General features: G+C 48.0%; 12 protein-coding genes and 3 tRNA genes. 11 read left to right on the plus strand and 4 right to left on the minus strand.

The features are described 5' to 3' along the window. Window positions 1–22 precede the first annotated feature (22 nt). From H1A11_RS04090 to H1A11_RS04105, 4 genes are all read left to right on the plus strand, one after another. Entirely contained in the window at window positions 23–361 is a 339-nt protein-coding gene (locus H1A11_RS04090) for a hypothetical protein (RefSeq protein WP_034525598.1), read from the plus strand. 151 nt (window positions 362–512) lie between these two features. Beyond that, on the plus strand, window positions 513–2,837 hold the full coding sequence (locus H1A11_RS04095; protein ID WP_057258986.1) for a TonB-dependent receptor: 2,325 nt from the start codon (window positions 513–515) through the stop codon (window positions 2,835–2,837). 74 nt (window positions 2,838–2,911) lie between these two features. After that, window positions 2,912–3,790, plus strand: coding sequence for an AraC family transcriptional regulator (locus H1A11_RS04100; RefSeq protein WP_005827957.1), 879 nt, complete (start codon window positions 2,912–2,914; stop codon window positions 3,788–3,790). Between the two features lie 62 nt (window positions 3,791–3,852). After that, window positions 3,853–4,614, plus strand: a complete 762-nt coding sequence (locus tag H1A11_RS04105; RefSeq protein ID WP_117966601.1) for a creatininase family protein — start codon at window positions 3,853–3,855, stop codon at window positions 4,612–4,614. Window positions 4,615–4,801: 187 nt separating this feature from the next. On the opposite strand, the gene H1A11_RS04110 is transcribed toward H1A11_RS04105, so the two are convergent. The 4 genes from H1A11_RS04110 to H1A11_RS04125 all read right to left on the minus strand — a co-directional run bounded on the left by H1A11_RS04110 (window position 4,802) and on the right by H1A11_RS04125 (window position 7,646). Then, entirely contained in the window at window positions 4,802–5,224 is a 423-nt protein-coding gene (locus tag H1A11_RS04110; protein WP_181757754.1) for a BT0820 family HAD-type phosphatase, read from the minus strand. A 22-nt stretch (window positions 5,225–5,246) separates the two neighbouring features. Then, window positions 5,247–5,480 carry a phage integrase SAM-like domain-containing protein gene (locus H1A11_RS04115; RefSeq protein WP_117601480.1) on the minus strand — a complete coding sequence of 78 codons (234 nt, stop codon included), beginning with the start codon at window positions 5,478–5,480 and terminating at the stop codon, window positions 5,247–5,249. Between the two features lie 144 nt (window positions 5,481–5,624). Beyond that, on the minus strand, window positions 5,625–6,209 hold the full coding sequence (locus H1A11_RS04120; protein ID WP_117966598.1) for a Crp/Fnr family transcriptional regulator: 585 nt from the start codon (window positions 6,207–6,209) through the stop codon (window positions 5,625–5,627). Window positions 6,210–6,296: 87 nt separating this feature from the next. Further along, window positions 6,297–7,646, minus strand: a complete 1,350-nt coding sequence (locus H1A11_RS04125) for an MATE family efflux transporter (protein WP_117601482.1) — start codon at window positions 7,644–7,646, stop codon at window positions 6,297–6,299. Between the two features lie 227 nt (window positions 7,647–7,873). Here H1A11_RS04125 and H1A11_RS04130 point away from each other — a divergent pair. The 7 genes from H1A11_RS04130 (at window position 7,874) to H1A11_RS04155 (ending at window position 12,383) form a co-directional block, all read left to right on the plus strand. Continuing rightward, window positions 7,874–7,963 (plus strand) — tRNA-Ser (locus H1A11_RS04130). A 3-nt stretch (window positions 7,964–7,966) separates the two neighbouring features. After that, window positions 7,967–8,039 (plus strand) — tRNA-Lys (locus tag H1A11_RS04135). Between the two features lie 15 nt (window positions 8,040–8,054). Then, window positions 8,055–8,126, plus strand: a tRNA-Glu gene (locus H1A11_RS04140). Window positions 8,127–8,774: 648 nt separating this feature from the next. After that, window positions 8,775–8,903 (plus strand): hypothetical protein, encoded by a 129-nt coding sequence (locus tag H1A11_RS19005; protein WP_255425209.1) that lies wholly within the window; start codon window positions 8,775–8,777, stop codon window positions 8,901–8,903. 42 nt (window positions 8,904–8,945) lie between these two features. Continuing rightward, complete coding sequence (locus tag H1A11_RS04145; RefSeq protein WP_119961682.1) at window positions 8,946–9,593, plus strand: DUF47 domain-containing protein; 648 nt, start codon at window positions 8,946–8,948, stop codon at window positions 9,591–9,593. A gap of 12 nt (window positions 9,594–9,605) precedes the next feature. Beyond that, window positions 9,606–10,619: an inorganic phosphate transporter gene (locus H1A11_RS04150; protein WP_117601485.1), complete on the plus strand. Its 1,014-nt coding sequence runs from the start codon at window positions 9,606–9,608 to the stop codon at window positions 10,617–10,619. A 93-nt stretch (window positions 10,620–10,712) separates the two neighbouring features. Then, the gene (locus H1A11_RS04155) at window positions 10,713–12,383 is read left to right on the plus strand and encodes a putative transporter (RefSeq protein WP_117966592.1); all 1,671 of its coding nucleotides are present in this window, start codon (window positions 10,713–10,715) and stop codon (window positions 12,381–12,383) included. Window positions 12,384–12,385: the final 2 nt, after the last annotated feature.

Here is a 12,385-nt window from a genome sequence, read left to right on the forward strand (position 1 = left end):
TCTATAGTATAAGTTTTTGGACGTGAAGCAGAAGAAAAAAATTATAGGTGCATTGAGTTTGCTGGTACTGTTTATCATGTACCAGGCAAGTATCACTGCGTTCACTCACGTCCATTATGTGAATGGGGTGATGATAACGCACTCGCACCCTTTTCATGGCACACACTCTCACTCTCAGACTTCCCTTCTGGTTATCGGGCATCTGTCGGTATTCCACTCTTCCGGGGTGGATGTGTATGAGGTTCAGCACCCGATGCGTCCTTTGCTGTCCATGCTCAGAGCCAAACCGGCAACGCCTACTGTAAAGGGGGAAGTTATACGTACTCTTTCCCTTCGCGCTCCTCCCGCTCTTTTTTCATAGTCATTAGGTTTAAAAACGCCTGGATTTTTTGCATGTAGATACCAGGTGTTTTAGTCTCGAATGTCCGGTATTTCAGTGAAAGAAGTGCGGTATGTCGGATTATTATCTTTTTTCAGACTTGAATTATTTTTTTATTTAGAGCGCTAATTTGATGAAACAATACATTTTGGCGTTGGTACTTGCAGTGGTAAGTGCCAGCGTAGCTTTTGCCGTAAATCCTATAAAGGAAGGCAATATGATTTCCGGCCATGTGATAGTGAAAGGTACGGAGGAAAATATACCGTATGCCACGGTTTTGATTATCGGCAGCGGTCAGGGAACGGTTTCCAATGAAGAAGGACAATTTGAGTTCCGCAAGCTTCCGGCGGGAAAATACAAGCTCCGTGTGTCTGCCGTGGGCTATAAGACCCAAGAGAAGGAAGTGACGGTGAGCAAGGACTTTACTGCCGTCATACATTTCCCGATGGAAGAGGAGAGTTTTATGACCGATGAAGTGGTGGTATCTGCCAACCGCAACGAGGTAAGCCGCAAGGCAGCTCCGGTAGTCGTGAATGTGATGAGTACCAAATTGTTCGAGATGGTCAACTCCACCGACCTTGCCAAGACACTGAACTACCAGTCGGGCTTGCGTGTGGAGAACAACTGCCAGAACTGTGGTTTCCCCCAGGTGCGCATCAATGGCTTGGAAGGTCCGTATTCGCAGATATTGATAAACAGCCGTCCCATCATCAGTGCATTGAGCGGTGTGTACGGATTGGAGCAAATCCCCGTGAACATGATTGAACGGGTAGAAGTGGTGCGTGGCGGAGGCTCTGCCTTGTTTGGAGCTAATGCTGTGGGAGGCACCATCAACATCATAACCAAAGATCCCATCAACAATTCCTTCCAGGTATCGAGTATGTTCTCCAATATGGACGGCAAGTCCTGGGAGCAATATATGGGTGGCAATGTATCGCTGGTTGCCAAAGATAACTCCTACGGCATTGCCCTTTATGAGAGTTACCGCAACCGTAACCCCTACGACCGCGATGGCGATGGCTTTTCCGAGCTGGGCAAGCTGAACATGAATACCTTCGGTTTCCGTGCCTATTACCGTCCTACGCATTTCAGCCGCATCAATCTGGAATACCATACTACTAACGAACTTCGTCGCGGAGGTAATAAATTTGATTTGCAGCCGCATGAGACGGACATTACCGAGCAGACCAAGCATATCATCAATAGCGGAGGCGTGAGCTACGATTTATTCTGGAAAGAGTACAAGCATAAGATTTCAGCTTACACCTCCATCCAGCACACCGATCGCAACAGTTACTATGGTGCCCAAAAGGACATGAATGCCTACGGCAAGACGAAAGACTTGACTTGGGTTGCCGGTGGCATGTATGTAGGCAATATGGACAACTGTTTCTTTGCTCCCGCTACCTTCACCGGCGGACTGGAATATCAGAACAACTCCCTGCATGACATTATGACCGGCTATCATCGTGACATGGAGCAGGATGTCCGCATTGCCAGTGCTTTCGTGCAGAATGAGTGGAAAATGAATGTACTGACCATGTTGGTCGGCGCCCGTCTGGACAAGCACAACCTGATTGACAAGCTTATTTTCAGTCCTCGCGTCAACCTGCTCTACAAGCCGACAGATGATTTTCAGGCACGCTTGACTTATTCTACCGGTTTCCGTGCTCCGCAGGCATACGATGAGGACTTGCACGTAACGGCAGTAGGCGGTAAGGGTGTCCAAATCAAACTGTCCGACAATCTGCGTGAAGAGCGTTCCAACAGTTACAGCGGTTCGGTAGACTGGACTGCCCATTTGGGGCACTGGCAGGCAAACATTCTGGTGGAAGGTTTCTATACAGACCTGCGCCATGTCTTTGTGCTCGAAGATATCGGCAAGAACGAAGTAGGGGATGTTATTAAGGAGCGCCGCAACGGAAACGGTGCACGTGTATATGGTGCCAATCTGGATGCGAGGATTGCCCATGGTAAGGAGGCGCAGTTCCAACTCGGATTTACGGCACAGCGCAGCCGCTATACCCATGAGGAAGCTTGGACAAAGGTGGACGGAAAAGACCTTACCACTAAGCGCATGCCCCGTACACCGGATTATTACGGGTACTTCACTTTCTCTTCCGCACCGGTAAAGAATTTTGATTTCTCTCTTTCCGGCACTTATACGGGAAAGATGATTGTTCCGCACTACGCACCGGAAGATGCTCCCGAGGGTGCCTTCTGTAATATCACTTCAGACCGCATGGAGCATACTCCCCAATTTCTGGATCTGAATGTGAAGTTGAACTATACGTTTGTGCTTCACGACCATATCAAGCTTCAGTTGAATACGGGTGTACAGAATATCTTTAACAGTTTCCAGAAAGACCTGGATAAAGGGGAATTCCGCGATGCGGGTTATTTCTACGGACCGACGCAGCCGAGAACCTTTTTTATCGGTTTCAAGATAATGAACTAAAAGTTTCCATTTAAGAATTTTTAGAGCTAAATTCCGCAAAATAGTCCTACATTTGTCGCCAAAGCACAAAAACCATGGATACTAAGAGAATACGGAATGTAGACATTTCCCAGATACATCATTTGCCGATGATTGATTTCATCGGCAATGATTTTGCTATTTTTAATGACATCAAGGATATGCCTTTGAGCTCTTATCCCACCCGTTTGAATGCTGCTTGCCTGACTGTCTGTTTGAAAGGGTGGTGCAAACTGGAACTCAACCTGCAGCAATGTGAAATGCGGGAAGGTATGTTGGGCATTATTCTTCCCGACCAGATTGTTCTGCAACGGGAACGCTCCGAAGATTTTTCCGGACTTTTCATTGCTGTTTCAAAGGACTTTATGGATATGGTGATACCTACCATGCAGCAGCTTTTCCCTATGTTCTTTATGATTAAGGAACGGCCTTTTGTCCACATCACTCCGGAGGAATCCCAATCATTTCAGGAGTATCACTCTTTTCTTTGGAGCAAGGTGAAGCTGAAAGACAACCCTTTTCGTAAGGAAATCACTCAGGGGCTGCTGTTGGCCCTTTTTTATGAGATATATAACATTTATCAAGGACATGTCGTTCAGGAACGCATTCCCAAAAGCAGGAAGGAAGACTTGTTCGAGCGCTTTATCCGTGCCGTTTCAGAGTCTTATAAAGAAGAGCGAAGTGTGTCCTATTATGCCGATAAGATGTTTCTCACCGCCAAGCACCTCTCCACCGTAGTGAAAGAAATCAGTGGAAAGACGGCAGGCGAATGGATTGATAGTCTTGTAGTTTTGGAAGCCAAAGCCTTGTTGAAGTCTTCCGAAATGAGCATTCAGGAAATTGCGGACGAGCTGCATTTTGCCAACCAGTCCTTCTTTGGTAAGTATTTCAAGCATCACACTGGCATGTCACCTAAAGAATATCGCCGGCAATAGGTTCAATGTGACGGAATAATGTTTATTTTTGCGGTAAAGATTTACCCCCAAAATAAACTATCATGGAAAAAAGAGAAATTGACCTTACTGTTTCCTGCTATGGAAAGGTGAAAGGAGTGAAGTATGACGTTGTCATCTTGCCGTGGGGAGCTACGGAGCCCCATAATCTGCATCTGCCTTATCTCACTGATTGTATTTTGCCGCATGACATTGCTGTAGACGCGGCTGCGCTGGCTTTGCAGAATTCCGGTGTACGCTGCATGGTGATGCCTCCCGTACCTTTCGGTGCACACAATCCGGGGCAGCGCGAACTTCCGTTCTGCATTCATACGCGCTACTCCACCCAGCAGGCCATTTTGGAAGACATAGTTGCCTCCCTCTATGCACAAGGCATGCGCAAGCTGATTATTCTCAGCGGTCATGGCGGCAACAACTTCAAGGGAATGATTCGTGACCTGGCGTTTGTATATCCCGATTTTCTGATTATCGCTGCCGACTGGTTCAGCATCGTCTCTCCCAAAGACTACTTTGAGGCTGCTGTCGACGACCATGCCGGCGAGTCTGAGACTTCCGTCATGATGCATTACCATCCCGAGCTGGTGAATCTGGCTGAGGCCGGTGACGGAGAATCCCACCCATTTGCCATTCCTTCCTTGAATGAAAAGGTTGGCTGGGCTCCCCGCCATTGGGATAAGGCTACAGTCGACAGCGGGGTAGGGAACCCCAAAAAAGCTTCTGCCGAGAAAGGAGAACGTTATATGAAGCCGGTGGTGGAGAAGTTGGCGAAGCTCTTTAAGGAAGTCGGTCAGGGAAGTTTGTATTGATATACTTGGCTTCCGGCTATATATAAAAATAGGCAATAACCGTTGTGGATATTGCCTATTTTTTAAGTGCACCCTAAAAACTAATCTCTTTACTCTTACAAAAACTAATCTTTCTCTATTTCGAGTACAAAATTAGAAGGTTTTTACGGGTTATGAATTGACATAAGTCAAAAATCTCCTTTGGATATTATTTTTTCAAACGTGCCCAAAAGCCTTTCTTTTTCTGCCGGACCGGTTCACTGTTTTCGCGAAACAGTTCTTCGTAGGTCAGTCGGTCATGTATCATGCGGTAAATGCTTCCCCAGTCAGGCAGTCCGCCCAGGTTGCGGTCATCGATAAAGAAATCGGCTTTTACTTTGCGTGAAAAACCGGTGTGTGCGATGTCTTCTTCCGGATAGTCCCGGTTGACGGCATAGAATTCCACACCCCGTTCCCTGCACCATTCCACAGCTTCCTCCAGGAGCTTCCCTTCACGTACCGACCATAAAATCAGCCGGTGACGCTCGTTTATCAGCATCTTCAGCGTAGCGGTGGCAAAGGGAATTTCTTCTCCTATCCGGGGGTAGCGGTGTTCTACAATGGTACCGTCAAAATCAACGGCTATGGTCATAAATGAATAGCTTTTATTGGTTTCAGACTGTGGAGAAAATTATCCTTGACCGCCTGTGGCGCCGCCCTTCGCCGAGCAACCGGTCTTCGTATTGCTTGATGAGGTTGGGGGTAAGCTCTTCAAAGGTGATGGAACGGTTGCCGGTGAAGCGGAGAAAACTGTTCAGTGTACTGGTGTATATGCCGGAGGTGCTATAGCGTCCGGTTTGCCTTATGCTTCGTATCAGTGAACTTGTAAATGTATATATAGAAGTCATAATCTGAATTTTAAGTTTTAGAATTGCATATAAACGCTTCCGGGACTGAAAAGATTTCGTCCCGGTGGAACTTTTCTTCAGGAAGAAAAGAGGGGTTTCCGTATAAAACTCAGATATGTGGCCTTCGGGCAGACAGGAGGAGGGTTACAGTATGCCCGAACGTACCCGGCTCAGTGTTTCGGGGGTCATCAGCAGATAGGACGCAATATGCGACAAAGGAGCCCGCTTGATGACCTCGGGCTGTTGTTCCATGAGTTGGGTGTAGCGTTCGCGTGCAGTCTCAAATCGCCAGGAATCAGCCTTTATTTGTGAGACAATCAGGGAATATTCCAGAATCTTTCGGTAGAACATGTTTATTTCCCATGAAATTTCGGTGAGCGTCAACAGCTTGTTGTACGGCAACAGATATACGACGCTCGGCTCAAGCGCCTCAATCATGAGATGGGTGGGTTCCTGCTTCAGAGTACTTTCGATGCAGATGATGATGCAGCCTTCATAGGAAAAGTGCTCGGTGACGTCTTTGCCATTCTTATAATAGAATTGGCGCAGCATACCTTTTCCTACAAGTACGATATTATGGCTTACCTGCCCTTCATTGAGTAACAATGCGCCTTTCTCGACTTCCTTGCGGATGAGGATTTTCTCTATCAGCTTTCTTCCTTCGGGGGCCATACTCGGATAACGGGAATTGACAGTGGCGTCTACGGTTTCTTTCAATAATGCATCCATAAGACCATGATTTATTTGTTCGGTAAGCAAGACCGGTAAAGTTCGGTCCGCTTCTGCTTTCGGGGAGCAAAGATAGGACTTTTGGAATTAAAAACAATTTCGGATGAAGCTTTTGTTTACCCATTTCATGCCATACCAACGGCGGACGAAAATGAATCCACGGATATTCTCGTCCAATAGGAAGGCTACCCACATGCCGCAGATGCCCCATCCGAGGGGGATTCCGAAAAGGTATCCCGCTCCTACAGCCACGCTCCACTGCACTACCAGGCCTACATAGAAAGGATAGTTGACGTCGCCTGCCGCACGAAGGGCGTTGGTGGCGAAAATGTTGATGGGGCGTCCAATTTCGAGGAGGATATCTATAATAAGGATGGTGGCCCCCATGCGTATGATGTCGGGATTGGAAGTGAGCCAGCCAAAGATGGCATGTCCCGAAAGGGCGAGGATGCAAGACAACATGACGGTTATCATGACGGATTTCTTCATGACGTATTTCCCCATAAGGAAGGCTGCGTGAGGTTTCTTCTCGCCTATCAGATGCCCGATACAGATGGCGCCGCCCTGGGCCATGGAGATGCTGAACAGATAAGCGAACATGATGATGTTGACACAATAGGTACGGGTGGCGAGCGCTTCCACTCCCAGCATGTTGATGAAGTAGGTGATGACGACTTGCGACGAGCTGTACGACAATTGTTCGCCGGCGGAGGGCAGGCCTACCTTCATCAGATTCTTTAGTTCTATCCATGGGAAAGGGCGGAAGTATGCCACTGGGAAACGGTGGATGTGCTTGCGGAACAGTATGAGGAACAGGATAATCATGGAGACGCCCCGGCTGAAGGCTGTAGAGATGGCGGCGCCTTCTACGCCCAGTTCCGGAAAGCCGAAGCGGCCGAAGATGAGGGAGTAGTTGCCGATGATGTTGAGGATGTTGACCACAACGGTGACCATCATCGGGTAGATGGCTTTGTTGGCGCTGCGCAGGGAGGCGGAGAGAGTGAGGGATAATGCCTGGAAGAAGGCGAAAGCGCCTACGATACGCATATAGTCCGTGCCGTCCTGCATCAATTCGGCGGTGAGGCCCATCAGCCGGAGGATGGGACGGGCGCAGGAGAACAGTACCAGGCTGACCGTGATACCTACCGCCAGGTTGACGAGGATGGATACGCCGACCACTTGCACTACTTTCTTGTGTAGTTTCGCACCGAGATACTGGGAACACAGAACGGACGTTCCGAGATTGATGACTTCGAAAACGAGGAAAGTGAGCATGATAATCTGGTTGACTACCCCTACGGCGGCAACACTGTTGTCCGAGTGGCGGCTCAGCATGATGGTGTCCACCGCACCGAGCATCATGATGAGAAGTGTCTCTATAAAGATGGGGGCGGCCAGCTTGGCAAGCCGCTTTTTCAGGCTTTCTTGTTGTATCATTGTCCGTGTATGTGCACTATACTTTAAAAATCGCGCAAAGATAAGGAAAGGTTGAAAAGGACGGTTTGATATGTATCAAATTTTTTTTCTTGTTTTAGGGTTTGAGTGTTAACGTGTTATCTCAAATTGCATGAAAACGGTGAAAAAAATATGTAGGAAAGATTTGCACAGTCCAAAAGTTTGCCCTACATTTGCACCGCATTTGAAAAGAATGCTGGTTATAAAAAGGAAGTTTGGGTGAGTGGCTGAAACCACCAGTTTGCTAAACTGACGTACGGGTAACCGTACCGGGGGTTCGAATCCCCCAGCTTCCGCCAGATGCACTCTTAGCTCAGTTGGTAGAGCAACTGACTCTTAATCAGTGGGTCCAGGGTTCGAATCCCTGAGGGTGTACAAGACAAATGCGAGGGTGGGTTCATCTAACGGTTAGGATACATGCCTCTCACGCATGGTATACGAGTTCGATTCTCGTACCCACTACAAAAACAAGAAAGCGGTTGACTGATGAAACGGTTGACCGCTTTTTGTTTTTTATTTTTCTGTTGTAATCCGAAAATAGTTTCTATATTTGCACCCGCTATGGCGAAATGTATATTCTATATCTTGTTAGGGTTGTTCCTCATATCGAAGTTCACTTCCGTTTCTGATGATATGGAGGGATGTAAGACACTCCCTACCGCGGATGTGCATTATTTCTCCGGAACCCGGTACAACTTGTCGGGGGCAGATGGCAGACAATGCCAGGGAAAAGGGGAGGACGCGAATTACAATTGCCTGGCAGATGCCGGTTGCATAGGAAATACCTTCTCATTGCGGCATGTCTCTTGCTCGAAATTATTGAGGCTTAATCCTGACTTCATTGCTGTCAAGGTCGCGAGAACCCTGAAAACTCTGCTTCCGGAAGAAAAGACAACTTCTTTCCCTTTTACTTTCCATCCTCATAAGATTTCATATAGATATTATGTATATATGCTGAGGCGTATTCTTATTTAGTGCTTTTCCCCCTCTCTTTCGGGAGCCGGAGAGATTTCCCGTCTCCCCATGCCGAGTTTTTCTCTATTTTTAAGTACTGATAATCAATATATAATGGAATTTCTATTGGATTTTATTCTCCATATTGATCAGTATATGATTGATATAGTGCAGGAATATCATATGTGGGCGTATGTCATATTGTTTCTGCTGATTGTGGTCATTATTATGATTTCCATACTGCCGGCCGTGGTAGAAGTGCTGCGTGCAAGACTGAAACAATGAAAACAAAAATAAATTAATATACTTAGTACATTTTTATCCGTTATGAAGAATTCTTTTTTTAGCCGGTTCACACCGAAAGAACCGAAATTCTTTCCTTTGCTGAAGCAATTGTCTGAGATTTTATTGTCCTCGTCGGCTCTGTTGATAGAAATATTGGGCCATGACTCGCCTGAGAAGAGGGCGGAAGATTATAAACGAATCAAAGATTTGGAGCGCGAGGGCGATAAGCTGACCAATCTGATTCTGGATGAACTGGGCACTACTTTCATTACTCCTTTTGACCGGGAGGATATCCACGACCTGGCTTCGGGCATGGATGATGTGATTGATGGAATAAACAGCTGTGCCAAGCGTATCACTATCTATAATCCGCATCCTATTTCGGACAAGGGGAAAGAGCTGGGACATATGGTCCAACAGGAAGCGGCCCTCATTGACCAGGCCATGGATGAACTGGAGGCATTCCGCAAGAGTCCGGATAAGCTGCGCGCATACTGTAACCAAATGCATGACATAGAGAACCGGGCGGATGATGTCTATGAATTTTTCATCACCAGGCTTTTTGAAGAAGAGAAGGACTGCATTGAACTCATCAAAATCAAGGAGATTATGTATGAGCTGGAGAAAACGACGGATGCAGCCGAACACGTGGGCAAGATTTTGAGGAGCCTGATTGTGAAATACGCATAAACGGACGGACGTATGGAACTATTAGTGATTATCATTGTGCTGGCTCTGATATTCGATTATATCAACGGTTTTCATGATGCGGCCAATTCTATTGCCACCATTGTGTCTACCAAAGTGCTTACACCGTTTCAGGCGGTGATATGGGCGGCTTTCTTCAATTTTGTGGCCTTTTTTATTGCCAAGTGTGTCATCGGCGGTTTCGGCATTGCCAACACCGTATCGAAAACGGTGATGGAGCCTTACATTACTTTGCCTATTATTCTGGCCGGTGTGATTGCAGCCATTGCCTGGAATCTGTTTACTTGGTGGAAGGGGATTCCTTCCTCTTCTTCGCACACGCTTATCGGAGGTTTTGCCGGAGCTGCCATCATGGCACACGGTTTTGAGGCCATCCAGCTGAGTATCATTCTGAAGATTGCGGCATTCATTTTTCTGGCTCCCTTGATTGGTATGGTGGTGGCATTCGGTTTTACGTTGTTGGTCTTGTATATTTGCCGCAGGGCGCATCCTCATACGGCCGAGTTGTGGTTCAAGAAACTGCAGCTGGTGTCTTCGGCTTTGTTCAGCATCGGGCACGGTCTGAATGATTCACAGAAGGTGATGGGTATCATTGCTGCGGCCATGATAGCCGGGCATTCGGAAGGATTGGGAATGGGGATAAACAGTATTGATGACCTGCCGGACTGGGTGGCATTCTCTTGTTTTACGGCCATTTCACTCGGTACCATGTCCGGTGGGTGGAAGATTGTGAAGACCATGGGAACCAAAATTACGAAGGTGACGCCGCTGGAAGGGGTGGTTGCGGAAACTGCCGGTGCGTTTACACTCTATCTGACGGAGTATCTGAAGATTCCGGTGAGTACGACACACACCATTACGGGAGCCATTATCGGGGTAGGGGCCACGAAGCGGCTTTCGGCCGTACGCTGGGGAGTTACGAAGAGTCTGATGACCGCCTGGGTGCTGACTATCCCCGTCAGTGCTTTGCTGGCAGCAGGGATTTATTGTATCGTATCTCTTTTTTAGAAGTGCTGCCGCATAAAAAATAGACGGGTTCGTTTTATTTTGCATTAGGTTTGCACTATCTTTGCAGCTTGAAACTGTAAAATAGAATGCACATTGGACTGGCTATATAGTTTATTCGTTGAACACTCCGCCTTGCAGGCGGTTGTGGTACTCTCGTTGATTTCCGCTATCGGATTGGGATTGGGAAAGATACATGTTTGCGGCATTTCATTGGGAGTGACGTTTGTATTCTTTGCCGGCATCATTGCCGGGCATTTCGGGTTGTCCATAGACCCGCAGATGCTGAATTATGCGGAAAGCTTCGGGCTGGTGATATTTGTGTATGCTTTGGGCTTGCAGGTGGGACCGGGCTTTTTCAGTTCTTTCCGTAAAGGAGGGGTACAGCTGAATATGCTCGCCACGGGTGTAGTGCTCATCGGCACCCTGCTGACTGTAGTGGGCAGCTATGGATTGGGAGTATCCCTGCCGGATATGGTGGGCATACTTTGCGGTGCCACGACAAATACACCGGCACTCGGTGCGGCACAGCAGACATTGAAACAGATGGGATTGGAGACCAGTACACCTGCTTTGGGGTGTGCGGTGGCATATCCGCTGGGGGTGGTAGGGGTCATTCTGGCCGTACTGTTCATCCGTAAGACGCTGGCGCATAAGGAAGACCTGGAATTGAAAGAGAAGGATGATGTGAACAAGCCTTATATTGTTGCGTTCCAGGTGCACAATCCTGCCATCTTCAACAAGAGTATCAAGGAAATAGGCGGGCTGAACAGCTATCCGAAGTTTGTGATTTCCCGCTTGTGGCGGGATGGGAATGTGAGTATTCCTACTTCGGAAAAGATTATAAAGGAAGGTGACCGCCTGCTGGTGATTACCTCGGAGAAAAATACACCGGCACTGACCGTGCTCTTCGGCGAGCAGGAGCATACCGACTGGAACAAGGAAGATATAGACTGGAATGCCATTGACAGCCAGCTGATTTCGCAACGTATCGTGGTGACACGTCCGGAGCTGAACGGCAAGAAGCTGGGCTCTCTCCATCTGCGTAATCATTACGGTATCAATATCAGCCGGGTTTATCGCAGTGGCGTGCAGTTGTTGGCCACAGCGGAACTGACCTTGCAATTGGGTGACCGCCTGACCGTAGTGGGCGAAGCCGCTGCCATACAAAATGTGGAGAAGGTGCTGGGCAATGCAGTGAAAAGCCTGAAGGAACCGAACCTGGTGGCGGTATTTATCGGCATTGTCATCGGTCTGGCTTTGGGAGCGATTCCTATTTCCATTCCCGGCATCAGCGCTCCCGTACGGCTCGGATTGGCAGGAGGTCCTATCATCGTAGGTATTCTTATCGGGACATTCGGTCCGAGGATGCACATGGTGACTTATACTACGCGCAGTGCGAACCTGATGCTCCGCGCATTGGGGTTGTCTCTTTATCTGGCTTGCCTGGGACTGGATGCGGGTGCCCATTTCTTCGATACGGTATTCCGGCCGGAAGGACTGTTATGGATTGCCATAGGTTTTGCGCTGACTGTGGTTCCGGTATTGATTATGGGTATCGTTACCTTCAAGTGGCTGAAGATAGATTTCGGAACAATGGCAGGTATGCTGTGCGGAAGCATGGCAAACCCCATGGCGCTGAACTACGCCAACGACACCATCCCGGGAGACAATCCGTCTGTAGCGTACGCTACGGTCTATCCGCTGTGTATGTTTCTACGGGTAATCATAGCCCAAGTGCTGCTCATGTTCTTCATTAATGGATAATG

Source organism: Bacteroides sp. CACC 737 (assembly GCF_013874375.1).
Taxonomy (GTDB): domain Bacteria; phylum Bacteroidota; class Bacteroidia; order Bacteroidales; family Bacteroidaceae; genus Bacteroides; species Bacteroides uniformis.

Excerpts from the sequence above, each read along its gene's own strand:
- H1A11_RS04095 (WP_057258986.1), top strand. The coding sequence starts at position 513 with ATGAAACAATACATTTTGGCGTTGGTACTTGCAGTGGTAAGTGCCAGC.
- H1A11_RS04100 (WP_005827957.1), top strand. The coding sequence starts at position 2,912 with ATGGATACTAAGAGAATACGGAATGTAGACATTTCCCAGATACATCAT.
- H1A11_RS04105 (WP_117966601.1), top strand. The coding sequence starts at position 3,853 with ATGGAAAAAAGAGAAATTGACCTTACTGTTTCCTGCTATGGAAAGGTG.
- H1A11_RS04110 (WP_181757754.1), bottom strand. The coding sequence starts at position 5,224 with ATGACCATAGCCGTTGATTTTGACGGTACCATTGTAGAACACCGCTAC.
- H1A11_RS04115 (WP_117601480.1), bottom strand. The coding sequence starts at position 5,480 with ATGACTTCTATATATACATTTACAAGTTCACTGATACGAAGCATAAGG.
- H1A11_RS04120 (WP_117966598.1), bottom strand. The coding sequence starts at position 6,209 with ATGGATGCATTATTGAAAGAAACCGTAGACGCCACTGTCAATTCCCGT.
- H1A11_RS04125 (WP_117601482.1), bottom strand. The coding sequence starts at position 7,646 with ATGATACAACAAGAAAGCCTGAAAAAGCGGCTTGCCAAGCTGGCCGCC.
- H1A11_RS19005 (WP_255425209.1), top strand. The coding sequence starts at position 8,775 with ATGATTGATATAGTGCAGGAATATCATATGTGGGCGTATGTCATATTG.
- H1A11_RS04145 (WP_119961682.1), top strand. The coding sequence starts at position 8,946 with ATGAAGAATTCTTTTTTTAGCCGGTTCACACCGAAAGAACCGAAATTC.
- H1A11_RS04150 (WP_117601485.1), top strand. The coding sequence starts at position 9,606 with ATGGAACTATTAGTGATTATCATTGTGCTGGCTCTGATATTCGATTAT.